Here is a 19303-nt window from a genome sequence, read left to right on the forward strand (position 1 = left end):
TCACACTAATACTCTGTCCCCCGCCCCCCCCCCCGCGGGGGGCGGGGGGCGCGCGGGGGGGGGGGGGGGGGGCGGGCCGCCCCCCCGCGCCCCCCCCCCCCCCCCCCCCCCCCCCCCCCCCCCCGAGGCCATCACCTGCCCTTCGGGACTGGCGGTTGGGCGATGGTGGGGAGACGGGCGATCGGCGGGCTACTCGGCGACGCCCAGCGAGACGTAGTCGTAGCGGCCGTTGTACGCCGTGGTGGAGTAGGCGTTCGTGAGCCGCGAGCTGCGCCAGGTGATGTTCTTCTCGTAGATGAACGGCATCTGGACGGCGAGATCCGCGACGGTGTGGTTCATCTGCTGGTAGATCGCCCCGGCCTTGTCGGGGTCGGACTCCTTGAGCGCGTCGTCGAAGAACTTGTTGATCTTCGGGTCGTTCGTCTCGGAGACGTTGTAGTTGCCGTTGTCGGCGATGAAACGTCCGTCGACGAGAGGCTGCGAGAAGCCCTGGCCGGTGGGGAAGTCCGGGCCCCAGCCGGTCATGACCAGCCCCAGGCCGCGCCGCTTCACCACGGCCGGCGAACCGGTGATGCTGGCGGACTCGGCGCCGTCGATCGCCTCGACCTCGGTCCTGATGCCGACGGCCCCCAGGGACTGCTGGAGCGCCTCGGCCGCCTGGACCTCGTTGGGCTGGTTGCTGCGGGCGCTGATGTTGGTGGAGAAGCCGCTGGGCTTGCCGCACGCCTTCAGGGCCGCCTTCGCCGCTTCCACATCCGGCTTGCCGTTCCGTGCCCTGATGCCGTACGGGTCGTAGTCGTCGGCACCCTTGATGCCCTTGGGCAGCATGTTCGTGGCGATCTCACCGCCGGCCTGGGGGCCGCCGCGGACCGTCTGGAGCGAGGTGTAGTCGGTCGCGTAGATGACGGCCTTGCGGCACTCGATGTTGTTGAACGGCGCGACCTTGGTGGCGATGTCGACATAGCGGACGAAGCTCGTCTCGATGTTGTCGACGTTCTCCTTGTGCTCCTTGAGCGCCTTGGTGCGGCCGGCCTGGGCCATGCCGGTGGCGTTCAGATCCAGGTCGTACTCGCCCTTGACCAGCAGTTCGTCGATCGCTTCGAGATTGGTGTTGATGGTGACGGTGATCTTGTCCGGCAGCGCGGGCCGGATCGGGTCGGACGCCTTCTGCCACTTGTCGTTGCGGACGAGGACGATGCTCTTCTTCGGCGTGTACGACTGGAACTTGTACGGCCCCGAGGAGAACGGCTTCAGCTGGTACTTGGCCGCGGTGTCCCGGTCCTTCTTCACCGGGGAGCCGGACGGCATGGCGAGCATCTGCTCGAAGTCGCCGTTGGGCGTCGCCAGATTGAAGACGATGGTCTTGTCGTCCGGGGTCTGGACGGCCTTCAGGCCGAGCTTGTCCGGGGTGGTGTCCTTGTACGGGCCCTTGTACTCCTCCCCCGGGTCGAGGACCTGGCGCAGATACTGCGGGCCGCCGGTGATGACGTCCGTGGCCCAGATGCGCTCGATGCCGTACTTGATGTCCTTGGAGGTGATCGGCGAGCCGTCCTCCCAGGTGATCCCGTCCCTCAGCTGGTAGGTGTAGGTCTTGCCGCCGTTGGAGACGACGCCCTTGGCCTTGGCGAGGTCGGGCACGAGTTCGGCGCCCGCGGCGCCCGGTTTGGTCGCGTAGGAGACCAGCTGGCGCGCGTAGAACCGGGAGAAGTCCCAGGCCATGCCGTAGTACTGGCGCTGCGGGTCGGCGGAGTCGAGATCCTGTTTGCCGATGAATTTCAGTGTGCCGCCGGTTTTGGTGGACGGGTTGGCCACACCCTTGGCCCCGGCGTTGAAGCCGGCGCCCTTGCCGCCGTTGTCGCCGTCACCCGAACCGCCGCCGCACGCCGCGGTGGCCGTGAGGGCGGCCACGGCGAGTGCCGCTCCGGCGATGCGCCTGGTCCTCGACGTACGTGGGGGAGTCATCGTTCCTGCAACCTCCGGGATAGCGCGGTCCCTGCTCGACGCCGGGAGTCCATCGGTGTGCCGCCTGACATCGGTGACAGGGGCGGGTTCAGTTGTCCGCGGCCTGGACGGCGCCGCGGGGTCCGGGAGCGGTCAGCGGGTGCCCTTGGGGTCGAGCGCGTCCCGCACGCCGTCCCCGAGGAGGTTGAAGGCCAGCACCGTGAGGAAGATCGCGAGACCGGGCACGACCATGAAGGTCGGATCGGACTCGTAGGACTTCACGGCCGAGGAGAGCGTCTGCCCCCACGAGGCGGTGGGCGGCCTCACTCCGGCGCCGAGGAAGCTGAGCGCGGCCTCGGTCAGGATGTTGGTGGGGATCATCAGGGTGGCGTACACGGTGATGGGGGCCACCAGGTTGGGCAGCAGCTCCTTGAAGAGCACGTACCGCCGGCCGGCGCCCAGGCTGCGGGCGGCCTCGATGTACTCCTTCTCCCGGAGGGAGAGCGTCTGACCGCGGACGATGCGCCCGACGTACGGCCAGCCGAAGAAGCCGATCACGGTGACGAGGATCGCGATCCGGACATTGGTGCCGGTCATGCCCAGCAGGTCGTTGGGGAGCACGGAGACCAGCGAGATGATGAACAGCAGCTGCGGGAAGGCCAGCAGCATGTCCATCACCCGGCTGATGAGCGAGTCGGCCCAGCCGCCGAAGTACCCGGCGACGATGCCGAGGACGGTGCCGAGGAGCACGGCCACCAGGGCGGCGAGAAAGGCCACCAGGAGCGAGATGCGGGCGCCGTAGACGATACGGCTGAAGACGTCGCGCCCGTTGTTCGGCTCGACACCGAGCAGATGCTCCGAGCTGATCCCGCCGAACGAGCCGATCGGTGTGCCGAACAGCGGATCGATCTTGTCCTGGTGGAACTCGTCGGGCGGATGGCCGAGCAGACCGACGATCAGCGGGGCGAGGACCGCGACCAGAACGAGGAAGATGACAACGATGCCGCCCGCCAGTGCGGGCTTGTCCCGCTTCAATCGGGTCCAGGCGATCCGCCTCAGCGACCGCCCCTCGACGGGCTTCCCGACTACAGCCGCCGCGACGTCGCCGGGCGCGGCCTCGGCCGCGTCCGCGCCGGTGTCGTGCAATGGTGCCGTCATCGTGGTGGGGACCCCTCTCGGCCGGAGGTGACCGGCCCGTACCCGCCGCTGCGGCGGCTTCGTTCACAACATCCGGTGCGTGTGGAGCAGTTGGTACGGAAGGACGTGTTACCCGGCCGTACGCGGGGCGCGCCGCCTCTTGGAGCGGGAGTCTTCAACGGTCCTGCGATCACCCGCCAGACCCCCTGAGCAATGTTTGCTCAAACGTGATGCATGCCAGGGTGTTCCGTTATCCGGACGAGACCTCCGACTCAGCGGATCATCAATTGGCTTGAAACGGGCGAAAGTTGAGGCATGGCCCGCCATACGGACACGATCGTGTCCAGGGAATGAGCAGGGCATGGCGCCGCAGACACGTGCAAACGGGGCGGCAGTTGTGCGGCAACGCGTGGTGGAGTACGGAGCCGGGGTGTGCGCCCCTTCACGGTGGCCGCACATCACGTGGCCGGGTATGGCCGAATCCGATGGGTCGGCGGCCACCTGCGACGCCGGTCCGTCAGCGGCCGCTGACGGAGGCGGTGTCGGCGCTCCCCCAAGGTGGTACCGGACGCGGCCCCTGCGACAGCGGCGGTGCGTACGGTCCCTTGCGCCGCGCGGATCTGTGCGGTCCCCGGGCGGTGTCGGTGCGTCAGCGGGCGCAGGGCGGCGGGGCCGTACGGATCCGGTCGGGGGTCAGAGGGAGGGTCGGTACGGATGAGGTTCGGTACGGGGGCGAGGGTTCGGTACGGATGAGGCGCGGTACCGGGGGTCAGCGGCCCTGCGGCGGGGGGTAGCCGTAGCCGCCGCCCGGAGCGCCCGGGGCGTCGCGGTCGTAGAACGGGCGGGCGTTGGCCCGCAGCCACATCGTCACCGGGTCGTACTCGTCCGACATGGCGACCGTCGAGACGGGCAGCCCCTCCGGTACCGCGCCGATCGACTGCTGCATCATCGCGCGCACCGCGTCGACGGACTGCCTGCCGGTGTCGTACAGATCGAGCCCGATGGCGAGGTACGGGGCGCCCAGCGCGGGCTGCACCCACGCGCGCCGCAGCGAGCGGACGGCGGTGGTGCGGTGGGCGTTCTGCGCCAGCAGGGCGTAGAAGTGCGGGATCTCGATGGCCGGCTCCGACAGCCGCAGCGGTCCCGCGGGCATCCGGTCCAATCCCGTGGCGATACGCCGCAGATCCGGCCAGGGGATGCCGACGCCTCCGCCCGGCGCGTGCGGGTTCAGCCAGATGCCCCAGCGGTCGGGGTAGAGGGCCCGGGCGATGTCGAGCCCGCCGACCACCTCGTGGGCGCGGGTCCAGCCGGAGGCGGAGAGCTCCTGGGCAGAGGTGACACAGGGGGCGTAACCGACGCCGTCGATCTCCATGTTCCCGTACTGGGCGTCCGGGGAGCCCGCCCGGCCGTTCCAGAGCAGCATCCAGACCTGGCCGCCCGCGGGGTCGGCGAGCGCCTTGAGCAGCGCTTCGTACGCGTCGTAGCGTCCGGGCGTCACCTGGCGGAGCATGTGCTCGACCTGCCCGGCCGCCGCGGTGCCTGACGCGCTCACCCTGGTCCCGCCCCTCTGTCTGACCGTCTTCTCGGTCCGGCCCTGTTCCGCCCGGCTTCTCCGTCCGGCCGGATCCGCGTCCGTCCGGCTTCGCCCCGTCCGGCTTCCACCGGTCGTGCCCCCCCGGCCGGCGGGAGGCCCGGCCCACCGCGATGCCGCTGCGCGGGCCGGGAACCAGCTTAATCGGCCGTACCGGCGCCGACTTGGCGACCTTGCCCAGCGGGCCCGTCCTACGACGTGTGTTCCCGCCGGTAGAACGGCCTCACCTTCTCCAGCATCCAGTCCGCCACGGGGTCCTGGGCCACGTCCAGCAGGACGAGGTTGACCGGCCAGGCGACCGGCACCCGGCCGAGCGCGCGGCCGAGCGCGTCCAGGGGAGCGGCGCGGCCGTCGGGGTCGAGGGAGGAGATCTGGACGCCCACGAAGAGCGCCGGCGGGTCGCCCTCGACGGACGCGAGTGCCCTGCGGGCGCTGAGGACGACACCGGACTCCTCGAACTCCGCGGCCGCGGCGGTCAGGAAGTCGACGGGGTCCTCCTGCCAGTCCGGCTCGAACATCCGTACCCGTCCGCCGCTCGCCGGTCCGTCCAGCGGAGTACGCCCCGCCCGGCACAGTTCGGCGACGGCGGGCGGAGGCAGGGGGGTGCCGACCGTGCCGCCGGGATTCACGGCGATACCGAGCTGCGGGGGCAGCCCCCGGGCGAATTCGCGGGCGGGGGCGACCGTGAAGGACATATGGCCGCCGACGCAGGCCATGAACTGCTGTTCGGAGCTGAACACGGGGACGTAGGCACCGCCGTCGATCTCCATCGTGGGCAGATCGAGGTCCGGGCTCTCGGGGCCCCCGCCGTTGGGGAGCGGGATCCAGATGCGGCTCCGGCCGAGCACCTCGACGAGGCGCGCCCCGGCGGCGGTGTTCCCGAGGGAGGCGGCGAGCGCCTCTTCGAGCTCGTTACCGGGCCACTCCCCGTACGGGTGCGCATGCGCCTGCTCCGGAATGGTCATCCTGCTGGCCCTCTCCCCCGGCGGCGGCGCCGGGCGCCGTACGACTGCGTGTGCCCGACCTTAGCGCCGCGGGTGGGTCCGATGCGGGGCCGCCGGGTTCCCGCGCCCGCGGGTGGGGTCGCCCCCTGTCGCCGGACGGGCCCGGCCCATGGCCCTGCGGCCCGGGCCTCTTCGACCGCGCCCCACCGCGGGGCCCACGCCGCCTGCCCGCTGCCCGGGCCACGGGTCCGTCCCCAAACGCCGGACGGGCTGGGTGGTCCAGGCCCAGGCGCAACCAGCCCCGCCGGCGATTGAGGCGCGGGGGTTCGGGGGCAGCGCCCCCGACAGGAAACCGCGTCCCCGACAGGAGACCGCGCCCCGGGCTCAGGCGTGGCCGAAGCCCAGCCGGGTGAGAACCGTCGCCGCGTCACGGTCGAGCAGCACCGCGGACGCGCACCCCACCGGCAGCCTCCCCGCCTCCGCGTCCGCGATCAGCCGCCCCGCGGCCCGGCGGTGCCGGGCGAACGCGTACCCCGACACTCCCCGCCCCCGCTGCCGCTGCCCCTGGCGCGCGATCTCGGGCGAGACGTCCAGCAGGACCAGATGCAGGGCCGTCCCCCGCCGCTTCGCCTCCCGCGCCAGCCACCTGCGCACCCACGCCTGCGTCCCGCAGTCATGGACGACGACGCTCTCCCCGGACCGCAGCGCCCGCCGCAGCCCGGCGTAGTGCGCCAGGCGGACGAAGGGCCGGTAGACCCCGTACGGCAGCAGCCTCGGCATCCGCGCGTCCCAGCGGTCCCGGGTGTCCTGCGAGTCGATGCGGCAACCGCTCGCCGCCCGCCGGATCAGGGTGGACTTGCCGCTGCCGGGCAGCCCGGACACCACCACGAGATCACCCGCGCCGAACATCACCCGCCGCGGGCTGCGCCCGGAGCGGGCCCTCAGATCGCGCAGGACGGGCGCCTGCTCCCCGGCCAGCTCCCGGACGGGCGCCTGTGGCTGAGCGGGCACCCCCGCGGTCGTCGCGTAAGCACTGGAGTGCTGCAACGTCATCACACCCTCCCCCATGTCAGCTCACACAACCCTTGCCCATGAAGCGTAAAGAAATGGTAATGCGGCACAACCGATTTCCCTCCGAAGAGCGTCTTGCCCCGTGTTGCGGTTCCAGGAACGGCCCCGGCGGAACCGGTCGGGCCCGTACACCCCACTCAGCCGGGATGCGTGCAATGATGTGCCCGCCAACTGCATACCGGCCGCTTGAATCCGCGCGGGAGAGTTCCGGCCACCCGGCTGGACGCCGAAGGAGCAAGATCCTCCCTTGAATCTCTCAGGCCCCGTACCGCGCGCGATGAGGCAGATCTGAAAAGCGAGCCGCTCACGCCGGCTCCACCCAAGGTGCAAGTCACGACCACCTGTACGTACGGTCGCGACGAACCTCTCAGGTTCCGATGACAGATGGGGAGGATCATCGTCCTCGTCGGCCATGCCCTGGGAGCCCCGTCTATGAGCACCGCCCTCCGTCATACAGCCCTTGACGCCCTGCACCGGTCGCTCGGCGCGACCATGACCGATTTCGCGGGCTGGGACATGCCCCTGCGGTACGGCAGCGAGCGCGACGAGCACAACGCCGTACGCACGAGGGCCGGCCTCTTCGACCTCTCCCACATGGGCGAGATCACGGTCACCGGCCCGCAGGCCGCCGCCCTCCTGGACTACGCGCTGGTCGGGAACATCGGCACCGTCGGCACCGGCCGCGCCCGCTACACCATGATCTGCCGGGAGGACGGCGGCATCCTCGACGATCTGATCGTCTACCGCCTCGGCGACACCGAGTACATGGTGGTCGCGAACGCCGACAACGCCCAGATCGTCCTGGACGCCATCACGGAGCGTGCCGACGGCTTCGACGCCGAGGTACGCGACGACCGGGACGCCTATGCGCTGATCGCCGTCCAGGGCCCCGAGTCCCCCGGCATCCTGAAGTCCGTCACCGACGCCGGTCTGGACGGCCTGAAATACTACGCGGGCCTGCCCGGCACGGTCGCGGGCGTCCCGGCCCTGATCGCCCGCACCGGCTACACCGGTGAGGACGGCTTCGAGCTGTTCGTCGAGCCGCGGCACGCGGAGGGGCTGTGGCGGGCGCTGACCGGGGCGGGTGAGGCCGCCGGCCTGGTCCCCTGCGGTCTGGCCTGCCGGGACACGCTGCGCCTGGAGGCGGGCATGCCGCTGTACGGGCACGAGCTGACCACCGCGCTGACCCCCTTCGACGCCGGTCTCGGCCGGGTCGTGAAGTTCGAGAAGACCTCCAACGACGGCCGCTTCGTCGGTCGCGAGGCCCTGGCCACCGCCGCGAAGCGCGCCGAGACCGCCCCTCCGCGCCGGCTCGTCGGTCTGATCGCCGAGGGCCGCCGGGTCCCCCGCGCCGGATACGAGGTCGTCGCCGGCGGCAGGGTGATCGGCGAGGTCACCTCGGGCGCGCCCTCCCCCACCCTGGGCCGGCCGATCGCCATCGCCTACGTGGACGCGGCGCACGCCGCACCCGGCACCGAGGGTGTCGGCGTGGACATCCGCGGTACCCACGAGCCGTACGAGGTCGTCGCGCTGCCGTTCTACCGGCGCCGGAAGTGACCCTCGGCACACCGTCGCGTCCCACCCCCCTGCCCGTACATCCGCACTTCCCGCGTACAGGAGAATTCAGGTCATGAGCAACCCCCAGCAGCTTCGCTACAGCAAGGAGCACGAGTGGCTGTCGGCCGCCGAGGACGGCGTGTCGACGGTCGGCATCACGGAATTCGCGGCCAACGCGCTCGGTGACGTCGTGTACGCCCAGCTCCCCGAGGTCGGCGTCACGGTGACCGCGGGCGAGACCTGCGGCGAGCTGGAGTCGACCAAGTCCGTCAGCGACCTGTACTCCCCCGTCTCCGGTGAGGTCACCGAGATCAACCAGAACGTCGTGGACGATCCGTCGCTGGTGAACACCGCCCCCTTCGAGGGTGGCTGGCTGTTCAAGGTGCGGGTCGGCGAGGAGCCGAAGGACCTGCTCACCGCGGATGAATACGCGGAATTCTCCAGCAACTGACCTCACCAGACCTCCAGGGATCAGAGATGTCGCTCCTCAACACCCCTCTCCATGAGCTGGACCCGGACGTCGCCGCCGCCGTCGACGCCGAGCTCCACCGCCAGCAGTCCACGCTCGAAATGATCGCGTCGGAGAACTTCGCTCCGGTCGCGGTCATGGAGGCCCAGGGCTCGGTTCTCACCAACAAGTACGCCGAGGGCTACCCCGGCCGCCGCTACTACGGCGGCTGTGAGCACGTCGACGTCGTCGAGCAGATCGCGATCGACCGCATCAAGGCCCTCTTCGGCGCCGAGCACGCGAACGTCCAGCCGCACTCGGGCGCGCAGGCGAACGCGGCGGCGATGTTCGCGCTGCTGAAGCCGGGCGACACGATCATGGGCCTGAATCTCGCGCACGGCGGGCACCTGACCCACGGCATGAAGATCAACTTCTCCGGCAAGCTCTACAACGTGGTCGCCTACCACGTGGACGACGCCACCGGCCAGGTCGACATGGCCGAGGTCGAGAGGCTCGCCAAGGAGTCCCGGCCGAAGCTGATCGTGGCCGGCTGGTCCGCGTACCCGCGCCAGCTGGACTTCGCCGCCTTCCGCCGGATCGCGGACGAGGTCGGCGCGTATCTGATGGTGGACATGGCCCACTTCGCGGGCCTCGTCGCGGCGGGGCTGCACCCCAACCCGGTGCCGCACGCCCATGTCGTGACCACGACCACCCACAAGACCCTGGGCGGCCCCCGCGGCGGAGTGATCCTCAGCACGCAGGAGCTGGCCAAGAAGATCAACTCCGCGGTCTTCCCCGGTCAGCAGGGCGGCCCGCTGGAGCATGTCATCGCCGCGAAGGCGGTCTCCTTCAAGGTCGCGGCCACCGAGGAGTTCAAGGAGCGCCAGCAGCGCACGCTGGACGGCGCCCGGATCCTGGCCGAGCGCCTGGTCCAGGACGACGTCACGCGGCACGGCGTGTCCGTCCTGTCCGGCGGTACGGATGTGCACCTGGTCCTCGTCGACCTGCGCGCGTCCGAGCTGGACGGCCAGCAGGCCGAGGACCGCCTCCACGAGGTCGGCATCACCGTCAACCGCAACGCCGTCCCGAACGACCCCCGGCCGCCGATGGTGACCTCGGGCCTGCGGATCGGCACCCCGGCGCTCGCCACCCGCGGCTTCCAGGAGGCGGACTTCCGCGAGGTCGCGGACATCATCGCCGAGGTCCTGAAGCCGTCGTACGACACCGAGGGCCTGCGCGCCCGCGTGTCGGCGCTGGCGGCGAAGCACCCCCTGTACCCGGGGCTGTAGCCCGTACGCAGTACCGCATGCGGCCCGGGGGCACCGCGCACACTGGACGGTGAGCGCGGTGCCCCCACCCGTAGCGGCGGCCCCGCGCGCACCACGGCCCGCCCCCGCCCCGCCCCGCACCTCCGCACCCCGGTCCTCCTCCGAGCTTCTTCACTCAGGGCTCGGGTCCTCAGAGCTTCTCCCGCGCATCGCGCGCTTCTTCCGCACCACCCGGCAGACAACGGCGTCTACCAGCCTCCCTAGGAGTTCACGTGGCCATCTCGGTCTTCGACCTGTTCTCGATCGGCATCGGCCCCTCCAGCTCTCATACGGTCGGCCCGATGCGCGCCGCCCGGATGTTCGCCCGCAGGCTGAAGAACGAGGGCCTGCTGGCCCACACCGTCTCGGTACGGGCCGAGCTGTACGGCTCGCTCGGCGCGACCGGCCACGGCCACGGCACCCCCAAGGCCGTCCTGCTCGGCCTCGCGGGCGACTCGCCGCGTACGGTCGACGTCGAGACCGCCGACGAGCGGGTCCAGCGGATCAAGGACTCCGGCCGGCTGAGCCTCCTCGGCATGCACGAGATCGGCTTCGACGCCGACGAGGACCTGGTGCTCCACCGCCGCAAGGCCCTGCCGTACCACGCCAACGGCATGACGGTCCTCGCGTACGGCGCCGGGGGCGAGACCCTCCTGGAGAAGACGTACTACTCCGTCGGCGGCGGCTTCGTCGTCGACGAGGACGCCGTCGGAGAAGACCGGATCAAGCTCGACGACACCCCGCTGAAGTACCCCTTCCGCACGGGCGACGAGCTGCTGCGGCTCACCCGCGAGACCGGGCTCTCCATCTCCGCGCTGATGCTGGAGAACGAGAAGGCCTGGCGCACCGAGGACGAGATCCGCACGGGTCTGCTGGAGATCTGGCACGTCATGCAGGCGTGCGTCTCCCGGGGCATGTCCCGCGAGGGCATCCTCCCCGGCGGCCTCAAGGTCCGCCGCCGCGCCGCCAACTCGGCCCGCCAGCTGCGCGCCGAGGGCGACCCCGCGGCCCGCGCGATGGAGTGGATCACCCTCTACGCCATGGCCGTGAACGAGGAGAACGCGGCGGGCGGCCGGGTCGTCACCGCCCCCACCAACGGCGCGGCCGGCATCATCCCCGCCGTCCTGCACCACTACATGAACTTCGTCCCCGGCGCCGACGAGGACGGCATCGTCCGCTTTCTGCTCGCCGCCGGCGCCATCGGCATGCTCTTCAAGGAGAACGCCTCCATCTCCGGCGCCGAGGTCGGCTGCCAGGGCGAGGTCGGCTCCGCCTGCTCCATGGCCGCGGGCGCCCTCGCCGAGGTCCTCGGCGGCACCCCCGAACAGGTCGAGAACGCGGCCGAGATCGGCATGGAGCACAACCTCGGCCTCACCTGCGACCCGGTCGGCGGCCTCGTCCAGATCCCCTGCATCGAACGCAACGGCATGGCAGCGGTGAAGGCCGTCACCGCCGCGAAGATGGCGATGCGCGGCGACGGCAGCCACCTCGTCTCCCTCGACAAGGTCATCAAGACCATGAAGGACACCGGCGCCGACATGTCCGTGAAGTACAAGGAGACGGCGCGGGGCGGGCTCGCGGTGAACATCATCGAGTGCTGAGGTCCGGGGCTTGACCAGCGCGCCTCTGTCTGCCGACGCTGCACCTCGACGAAGTCCAGGCCCTGTCGCCCGAGGAGACGGTGCTGCTCTCACCCTTCCTCGGCCAGGTCGCCACCAGGGGTCGGGTGACCCCCTCATGGCCCTGCAAGGGCCGGCGGTGCCCCCGAGGGCTCGCTCACCACACGATGGTGTTCCCGGACTTCCGGGGGTGTTGGTCCAGGTTCCCTTGGCCCGGCCCCTCCCGGCGGGCCCGAGTACCGCTGTCGAGCAACTCCTGGCTGCGGGCCACGCGACCGCATCCCTCTGCCACCATGAAACTGTGCACCCACCTCAAGGCAAAACAACGGCAAAGCCCCTCTGACACCGCAGCTCAGGAAGAGTGCTCCCCGCGCAGGCGGGGGTGGTCCGGGCACCCGCACCATCCAGGTCCCGGTCCGGCTGTGCTCCCCGCGCAGGCGGGGGTGGTCCGCCGTCTGGCTGTCGGGCTGGGTGGGCTGGTTCGTGCTCCCCGCGCAGGCGGGGGTGGTCCGGCGGGTAACGCTGTCGTTCGTGTTGTCGACGGGTGCTCCCCGCGCAGGCGGGGGTGGTCCGGGTTCGTACGGGGGTGATGACGGCGGGCAGGCGTGCTCCCCGCGCAGGCGGGGGTGGTCCGAGATTGCCCAGCTCCGGGTCCTTCACGGCCGGGTGCTCCCCGCGCAGGCGGGGGTGGTCCGCCAAGGGCGAGCCGGTTCCGGCCTGATCCACGTGCTCCCCGCGCAGGCGGGGGTGGTCCGGCCGAGGCGTGCGCGCGGGAGGCGCTTCAGGAGTGCTCCCCGCGCAGGCGGGGGTGGTCCGCGGATCGTCCCGTCGGCCTCGGTCTCCTTGCCGTGCTCCCCGCGCAGGCGGGGGTGGTCCGTAGTTGAGGAGCTGTCCGGTCAGGTTCAGGACGTGCTCCCCGCGCAGGCGGGGGTGGTCCGCAGGAGTCCGGCGAGCACCATGCGCTCGCTGAGTGCTCCCCGCGCAGGCGGGGGTGGTCCTGAAGCAGCAGCGTTCGCCGTGGCCGTACCGGAGTGCTCCCCGCGCAGGCGGGGGTGGTCCGGCTCAGCCGTACCTGGAGGAAATGGCGAGCGCGTGCTCCCCGCGCAGGCGGGGGTGGTCCGGATCGACGGCGTGGGATTCCGTATCGCGCGCTCCGTTCCGCACCGGGGTGCGGAAGCGCGGTCGCGGATCCCGCCGACAGCGGAACCCGCGACCGTCGCCGACCAGACCGGGCACCCGGCCGACACCCGGGGTACTTGAGGCAACCGAGGCATCCGGCGTACCGACGTACCCGAGGTGCACGGCGTCTTGGGAACCCACCCGGTCCGGCGCCGGATCAGCGGGCCGGTCCGAAGCCCGCCACCGGGAGGCGCGGCGGTCAGGGCGCCAGCGGCCCCCGTACCGGAACCGGGACCTTGGTGCCCTTGCGCTGTTGCTGCTGCGCGGGATTCGCCGCGCAGACGACGTCCTTCGCGGGAAGGCGGCCGGTCGTCAGATAGGTGTTGGCGACCTGCTCGGCGCAGTCGCTGACGAGCGTCCCGTACACGCCGTGGCCCTCGCCCTCGTCGACCGTCACCATCCGGGAGCCCTCCAGGGCGCGCCGCAGACCGTGGGCGTTCGACAGCGGGGTCTGCGAGTCCCACTCGTTCTGGAGGATCAGCGCGGGAACGTCGTTGTCGATCTCGGTGGCGGGTTCGGCGGTCCTCCCCCAGAACGCGCAGGGCGCGATGTTGGAGGCGTGGTCCCCGTACAGCGGATAGCGGACCGCGTCACGGACCGCGTCACGGCGGTAGCTCTCCGGGTCCTTCGACCAGGGCGTGTCGCCGCATACCACGGTCCAGAACATGGAGGTGGCGTTGTCGTCCCAGGGGTAGGGGGCCGGCAGGTCCGGAGTGGGTTCACCGGCCGCCGCCTTCTTCAGGTTCACCACCCACTCGGCGCCGAGGCGCGGCTTGAAGAAGGTGGTGCGCAGCGCGGCCCGGAGTTGGGTGCCGCTGTAGCGGGTGCCGCCCAGCAGGACGGGCTCGCGATCGGCCCGGGCGACGATGTCCCAGAAGGTCCGGGAGACCGCGGCCGGGGTGTCGCCGAGTCCGTACGTGGCCGAACGCGCGGCCGTCCACTCGGTCCACCGCTTGAACGCCCGCTCCGCTTCGGGCGCCCAGATCTTGAAGCTCCCGTGCCACGCGCCGGCGGGGTCGACCGCGCTGTCGAGGACGAACCGGTCGACGCGCCGGGGGAACATCTGGGCGTAGACGGCCCCGAGGTAGGTGCCGTAGGAGTACCCCAGGAAGTTGAGTTTCCGCTCTCCGAGCGCTGCCCGGATCACCTCCATGTCCCGGGCGGTGTTACGGGTGGTGAACTGCCTGAGGGTGTCCTCGCCGTACTTGTCGCGGCACTTGTCCGCGATACCGCGGGTCAGGGCGACATGGCGGGCGAAGGTCTCCGGCTTGTACGGGCGTTCCCCGTCCAGCTCCTCGGGGGAGAGTCCGCAGGTGATCGGCGCGCTGCTGCCGACGCCCCGGGGGTCGAACCCGATGAGGTCGTACCGCTCCAGTACGGAGGCGGGGAAGGCCCCGTGGAGGTAGGCGGGCATGTCGAGCCCCCAGACGCCGGGGCCGCCGGGGTTGATGAGCAGCACACCGCGCCGCTTGGCGGGGTCGGTCGCCGCGATCCGGGATATCGCGATGTCGAGCTGTGCGCCGCGCGGGCGCCGGTAGTCCAGCGGCGCCTTCACCGTGGCGCATTCCAGCGAGGGCGGCAGGTCGGCGCGGCATTTCTGCCAGGTGACCTTCTGCTGTGCGTACGCGGCCGTGGGGACCGCGCGCGGGGTGGGTGAGGCGGTGGCCGGAGCCGAGACGAGCGCCGGTGCCAGCGTCGCCATCATGCTCACCGCGAGCGCGGGAGCGAAACGTCTTACCTGCACGGTGGGGGGATCCTTCCGTTCGGCGTGCGAGACGGGTCGGCCCTGTCGTGACGGGCCGTCCCCGCACATCATTCACCCGGACGCCGGTTCTCGAACTCCGTTCCGGCGACGGGAAGTTCGAGTACACCACCGGGTGCGGCGGATCGGGGCCAGAGGCCGAAAACCGCCACCTCCGACAGCCCCCTGTCCCCTGTCCGCCCGCCGGCGGCGGAGGCCGCAGATGCGCGATGCGGGGCCGGACGCGAGTGGGCGGCCGCCACGAAGGCGGCCGCCCACAGCGGCGCGGTGCGCCGGAAGCCGCAGGTGTCCACGGCGCCGGGAGTACCGGCGGTGCCAACCCGAGGACCGGGGCGCGCCACGGCCGTCACCGGCAGCACGGCCGTCACCGGCCCGGCAACCCGCACCGGCGGTACCGCCGTCACCGACAGGGCAACCAGCCCTGCGGGGGCGGTGGTCCGGAAACCGGCGAAGACGGCCACGGGCCGACGGAGCCCGGGAGCGGCCGCTGGCCGCAGGGCGTGCGACCGGCACGGTCCCGCGCGCCGGCCGGTGGAGAGGCGGGAGGCTTCAGCCGTCGCGCCCCTCGCCGAGGGAGTTCCGTCAGCCCTGGCCGCGAAGGGCTGTCAGCCCTTGTTGAGGGAGTTCCAGAACTCCTCGAAGGTGAGCACCCCGTCCCCGTTGGCGTCCTTCGTCCTGATCACCGCTTCGGCGACCGGCTCGGTGACGTTGAAGTCGCCCAGCTGCGCCATCACACTCTTGTACTCCGCCGCCGTGATCAGACCGTCGCCGTTCAGGTCGTACCGGTCGAACGCCCTGCGGGCCTCTTCCTTGTCCACCACTGCTCTCGCCCCTCCTAGGTGCACCGAATGACGATGTCAGATTATCCGGGGATCCCGCCCGCCCGGTCCCAGGGTGTGCGGGGCACGATGGGCGTATGAGCGATGAGCTGGGGCGGATCCTTGAGGCGGCGGCGCGCGGGGAGTTCCCCGCGCCGGACGGCACCACGAGCGTGATCGGGCAGCCGAACGCGCGCGACGCGGGTGTGCTCGCCTTCACCGCCCACTCGGTGGTCTTCACGGACGAGGATCCCGCATGGGTACGGGAGCGGCTCGCGGCCGCCCCGTCGGATCCGCTGGCCGCGGCGATGAACCCGGTGTTCCTGGCGGAGTTGCTGGCGCGCACCGGCCGCACGATGAGCACAATCGATCTGACGACGGTGGCGAAGGCGCTGCCGGGCCCGCCGGAGGTGGAGCTGCGGGAGATCGGGGACCCGGGGCATCCGAGGGTGGCGCGGGCGCTCGCGTACCGCGACGGTGTACGGGTGTGGGCGGCCGACGGCGGGGTGGTGGTCCTCGGGCGGGGTCTCGCGGGCCGCTGGGAGTGCGCGGTCGAGGTGGACGAGGACGCCCGGGGCCGCGGGCTCGGGGTGGCGCTGGCGCGGGCGGCCCGGCATCTGGTGCCGGACGCGGCGGTGTGGGCGCAGGTGGCGCCGGGGAACGCCCGCAGTGTGCGGGCGTTCCAGCGGGCGGGGTTCCGGGCGGTCGGCTCGGAGGCCCTGCTGTCGGCTAATGGGAGCCTGTCGTAGCGGGGACCTGGGCGGCCTGGGCCGAGCCTGCGGACGCCGGGGCCGGGGCCGAGTCGGCCGGTGCGGACTGGGCCGTGGTGGTGGCGGCCGGGTAGGTGTTCCGCCAGGGCACGTAGTACGGGTTGTCCCGGCACTCGTTCATGATCTCGGTCTTCTTGGCCTTGTCGACCGGGCACACCCCGACGATGAACTCGCGGGCGACACCGCCGGGGAAGGCCACCTCGACCTGGTCGGCGTACTTGTGCGTGTCGCCGATGGTCTTGTTGACGTCGACTCCGCCGGGGGCGTCGATGTAGTAGTTCCAGCCGCTCTTCCAGGACTTGTAGAGGTCGTGGTTGTACGTGGTCGAGACGTACGGCGACGGCTGGTTCACGAGGACGTACTTCTCGATGTCGTACTGGCCGTCGAGGGGGGCCTTGGGGTGGAAACCCTCCTCGAAGACGATCTCGGGACCCCGGCCGTCCGAGCGGTAGAGCTGGCCGCAGGTGGTGCGCCAGGCGGGGTCGGGGGTGATCCGGCCGATGTCGACGCGGCGGTCGGCGGCGGCGTAGAGGCGGTCGCCGACCGCGGGGCAGGAGTTGGCGGGGGCGGCCTTGACGGCGCTCGGCCCGGACGCGGCGGCGGGCCGCGGTACGGCCCGCTCGGCGGGTGCGGTGGCGGCCGAGGTGGCGGCGGGGGCGAGAGCGGCGGACAGGGTCAGGGCGAGAACGGCGGCCCGGCGCCGCGGTCGAGTGGTCATCATGAAGATCACTCTCTCGGCCGTGCGGCACCGGGCCGGGCAACCTCACTCGTGGGTGGGCGAGTTGAGCGGCGGGGTGACGGACAGGGGTCGGGACGGCGGGTCGGCCGCCGCGTGTCGTACGGCGGGGTCGCGTGTCGTACGGCGGGTCGGGCCTCGTACGGCGGGTCGGGCCTCGTACAGCGGGTCGCGGGTGTCTCGCGGTGGCCGGACGGCCGGGCGAGGATGCCTCAGCGGAAGACTCCGGTGTGGCCGAGGGAGTAGCGGCCCGGCTGCGGATAGACGGCGAGCCCGTGGGGACCGCCGCCGACGGGGATACGGGCCAGCTGCTTGCCCGTCTTCGTGTCGATCGCGTACACCTCCGAGTCGTAGCGCCCCGACAGCCACAGCACCTTGCCGTCCGCCGAGACCCCGCCCATGTCGGGGCTGCCGCCGTCGGGCAGCCACCACTTCTTGGTCAGCCCGTTCTTGGTGAAGTCGAAGATGGAGATGGATCCCTCACCGCGGTTGGAGACGTACATCTCCTTGGAGTCACGGCTGATGTAGAGGCCGTGGCAGCCCTTGCCGGTGGGCAGCAGGGTGGGGGTGGTGAACTTCTCGCCGTCCAGCGCCCACATGCCGTGCGCCGTCATGTCGGCGATGTAGAACGTCTTGCCGTCCGGGGAGAGCTTCACGTCCTGCGGCATCGCGCCGTCGAAGGGCAGCTTCTGCTGGCCGACGACCTCCATCTTCTCGGTGTCGACCTTCAGCAGCTCGCCGGAGAACTCGCAGGAGACGACGAAGTACCGGCCGTCGGCGGAGAAGTCGGCGTGGTTGACGCCGAAGCAGGTGACCGGGACCGTCTTCTTCCGCTCCATGGTGTGCGGATCGCGGAAGACGAGTTCGCGGTCCATGGAGGCCATGACGACGGCGTACTTGCCATTGGGCGTGAAGTAGAGGTTGTACGGGTCGTGGACCTCCACCGCCTTGCCCGCCTTGCCGGTCGCGGGGTTGATCGGGGTGAGCGTGTGCCCCCGGTTGTTGTTGACCCACAGCGTCTTGAGGTCCCAGGAGGGGACGACGTGCTGGGGCTGGATGCCGACGGGGATCGTCTCGACGACCTTGTAGGTGGCGGGGTCGATGACGGAGACCGTGTTGGATTTGGTGTTGGGGACGTACACCTTCGACGGGAACTCCCTGACCACGGGCGAGAGCCTGCCCGGCCGGTCGGCGGCGTAGATGTCCTTGGGGTCGGTGACCGGGGGCATCCCGGGCAGTCCGGCGCGGGCCGCCGGCCGCTTGGACGCGACGGCCTTGGTCTCGCCCGCCTCGGTGCCGTCGGCGCGTAGGCCCCGGTCGCCGCCGGTGCCGCAGCCGGCGAGCACGGCGATCAGGGCCCCGGCGAGCAGGGCGCCGGTCCGCCGGGTCAGTCTCAGGGGGGTTCTCGGGTGCATCAGCTCAGCAGCTCCGTGGTGGTCACCGCGCGCAGTCCGCGCCGGTGGAGGTCGTCGAGGAGGGCGGGCAGTGCGGCGACCGTGTCCGCGTAGCCGAAGTGGAGGCTGACCACCGATCCGCGCTGGATCCGCCCGGCGACGGTACGGGTCACGGCCGTGGCGCCGGGCGAGGTGGAGTCGAGGGAGTCCAGGTCGTACGAGAGGACGTGCGGGTAGCCGGCGCGCCGGGCGAGCCGGATGACGAGGGGGGTCGCGTACTGCGTACGGGAGGGGCGGAACCAGGTGCCGATGGAGCCGGTGAGCCTGCGCAGCCGCTCGGCGCAGCCGGTGATCTCGGCGTACGCGTCGGCCTCGGACATCTCGTTGATCGCGAGGTGGCGCCGGGTGTGGTTGCCCAGGTCGTGGCCGCCGTCGAGGATCCGGCGGGCGAAGCGGGGGTGCTCGTCGAGCCAGTCGCCGACGGCGAGCACGGTGACCCGGGCGCCGGCGCGCTCGGCCTCGGTGAGTAGCGCGTCCGCGGTGGCGGGGTCGCCGGCGCCGTGGAAGGTGAGGGCCACCCGATCGCGGTCCCGGGGGCCGTGGGTGATCTGCGCGGGCCGTCCGGGGAAGCGGCGGGCCGCGGGCGCGGCGGCGGGACGGGCGTCGCGGGCGCGGCCCGGGGAGGGGGCCGGGGATAAGGCGGCGGGTGCCGCGGGCGCGGCCGGGGCGGGACCGCCGTCGTCGGCGCAGCTCGTGGCGAGAGCGCCCGCGACGGCGACCCCCGCTCCGGCGTGCAGCGCGCGGCGGCGGTCGATCGGGGTCACGGGAGAGGACAGTAGATACAACATCAGAAAAAAGTAACGATTACCCCAATTCAGGTAGTTTTGCGAGCTAGGATCGCTCGACATGCGCACGACGAGGCGAAGCATCGGAATACACACCACCGACGGACCATGCTCGATACTTGCCAGGCCAGGCGGTCATTTCACCTGTGATTGATCACCGATGTGTCACACTTTACGAGCTATG

Annotated in this window: 14 protein-coding genes, 1 pseudogene, 1 CRISPR repeat array and 1 riboswitch; of the genes and pseudogenes, 5 read left to right on the top strand and 10 right to left on the bottom strand. The window is 71.4% G+C overall.

What is annotated here, in order from left to right; all coding sequences use genetic code 11:
• Positions 1–189: 189 nt before the first annotated feature.
• The 5 genes from ACFYT4_RS18965 to ACFYT4_RS18985 all read right to left on the bottom strand — a co-directional run bounded on the left by ACFYT4_RS18965 (position 190) and on the right by ACFYT4_RS18985 (position 6666).
• Positions 190–1962, bottom strand: a complete 1773-nt coding sequence (locus ACFYT4_RS18965) for an ABC transporter substrate-binding protein (RefSeq protein ID WP_389269861.1) — start codon at positions 1960–1962, stop codon at positions 190–192.
• Positions 1963–2094: 132 nt separating this feature from the next.
• Positions 2095–3099, bottom strand: coding sequence for an ABC transporter permease (locus ACFYT4_RS18970; protein WP_389269863.1), 1005 nt, complete (start codon positions 3097–3099; stop codon positions 2095–2097).
• Positions 3100–3847: 748 nt separating this feature from the next.
• Positions 3848–4630: an enhanced serine sensitivity protein SseB C-terminal domain-containing protein gene (locus ACFYT4_RS18975; RefSeq protein WP_389269865.1), complete on the bottom strand. Its 783-nt coding sequence runs from the start codon at positions 4628–4630 to the stop codon at positions 3848–3850.
• Between the two features lie 230 nt (positions 4631–4860).
• Entirely contained in the window at positions 4861–5634 is a 774-nt protein-coding gene (locus ACFYT4_RS18980) for an enhanced serine sensitivity protein SseB (protein WP_389269867.1), read from the bottom strand.
• Positions 5635–5997: 363 nt separating this feature from the next.
• Positions 5998–6666, bottom strand: coding sequence for an AAA family ATPase (locus ACFYT4_RS18985; protein ID WP_389269869.1), 669 nt, complete (start codon positions 6664–6666; stop codon positions 5998–6000).
• 205 nt (positions 6667–6871) lie between these two features.
• A riboswitch (glycine riboswitch) is annotated at positions 6872–6965 on the top strand.
• Between the two features lie 151 nt (positions 6966–7116).
• On the opposite strand from ACFYT4_RS18985, the gene gcvT reads away from it, so the two are divergent.
• The 4 genes from gcvT to ACFYT4_RS19005 all read left to right on the top strand — a co-directional run bounded on the left by gcvT (position 7117) and on the right by ACFYT4_RS19005 (position 11597).
• Positions 7117–8241, top strand: coding sequence for a glycine cleavage system aminomethyltransferase GcvT (gene gcvT, locus ACFYT4_RS18990; RefSeq protein ID WP_389269871.1), 1125 nt, complete (start codon positions 7117–7119; stop codon positions 8239–8241).
• A gap of 73 nt (positions 8242–8314) precedes the next feature.
• Positions 8315–8692, top strand: coding sequence for a glycine cleavage system protein GcvH (gene gcvH, locus ACFYT4_RS18995; protein WP_389269873.1), 378 nt, complete (start codon positions 8315–8317; stop codon positions 8690–8692).
• Positions 8693–8718: 26 nt separating this feature from the next.
• Complete coding sequence (gene glyA / locus ACFYT4_RS19000; protein ID WP_389269875.1) at positions 8719–9978, top strand: serine hydroxymethyltransferase; 1260 nt, start codon at positions 8719–8721, stop codon at positions 9976–9978.
• Positions 9979–10229: 251 nt separating this feature from the next.
• Positions 10230–11597: an L-serine ammonia-lyase gene (locus tag ACFYT4_RS19005; protein WP_389269877.1), complete on the top strand. Its 1368-nt coding sequence runs from the start codon at positions 10230–10232 to the stop codon at positions 11595–11597.
• 379 nt (positions 11598–11976) lie between these two features.
• A CRISPR array of direct repeats spans positions 11977–12736; the repeat unit is 29 nt; unit sequence GTGCTCCCCGCGCAGGCGGGGGTGGTCCG.
• 257 nt (positions 12737–12993) lie between these two features.
• Here ACFYT4_RS19005 and ACFYT4_RS19010 read toward each other — a convergent pair.
• Both ACFYT4_RS19010 and ACFYT4_RS19015 read right to left on the bottom strand, forming a co-directional pair.
• Positions 12994–14538: an alpha/beta hydrolase gene (locus ACFYT4_RS19010; protein ID WP_389269879.1), complete on the bottom strand. Its 1545-nt coding sequence runs from the start codon at positions 14536–14538 to the stop codon at positions 12994–12996.
• Positions 14539–15161: 623 nt separating this feature from the next.
• A complete protein-coding gene (locus ACFYT4_RS19015) occupies positions 15162–15377 on the bottom strand; it encodes an EF-hand domain-containing protein (protein WP_389269881.1) in 216 nt (71 codons plus the stop codon).
• Between the two features lie 95 nt (positions 15378–15472).
• Here ACFYT4_RS19015 and ACFYT4_RS19020 point away from each other — a divergent pair, with 95 nt between their 5' ends.
• A complete protein-coding gene (locus ACFYT4_RS19020) occupies positions 15473–16123 on the top strand; it encodes a GNAT family N-acetyltransferase (protein WP_389269883.1) in 651 nt (216 codons plus the stop codon).
• A 103-nt stretch (positions 16124–16226) separates the two neighbouring features.
• Here ACFYT4_RS19020 and ACFYT4_RS19025 read toward each other — a convergent pair.
• The 3 genes and pseudogenes from ACFYT4_RS19025 to ACFYT4_RS19035 all read right to left on the bottom strand — a co-directional run.
• Positions 16227–16865, bottom strand: a pseudogene (locus ACFYT4_RS19025) (ADP-ribosyltransferase); the annotation flags it as partial.
• A 227-nt stretch (positions 16866–17092) separates the two neighbouring features.
• A complete protein-coding gene (locus ACFYT4_RS19030; RefSeq protein ID WP_389269885.1) occupies positions 17093–18295 on the bottom strand; it encodes a YncE family protein in 1203 nt (400 codons plus the stop codon).
• Positions 18295–19098 carry a polysaccharide deacetylase family protein gene (locus ACFYT4_RS19035; protein ID WP_389269888.1) on the bottom strand — a complete coding sequence of 268 codons (804 nt, stop codon included), beginning with the start codon at positions 19096–19098 and terminating at the stop codon, positions 18295–18297. The genes ACFYT4_RS19030 and ACFYT4_RS19035 overlap by 1 nt, the downstream gene beginning before the upstream one ends.
• Between the last annotated feature and the right edge of the window lie 205 nt (positions 19099–19303).

Origin of the sequence: Streptomyces sp. NPDC004609, assembly GCF_042873655.1 — a bacterium.
Classification (GTDB): domain Bacteria; phylum Actinomycetota; class Actinomycetes; order Streptomycetales; family Streptomycetaceae; genus Streptomyces.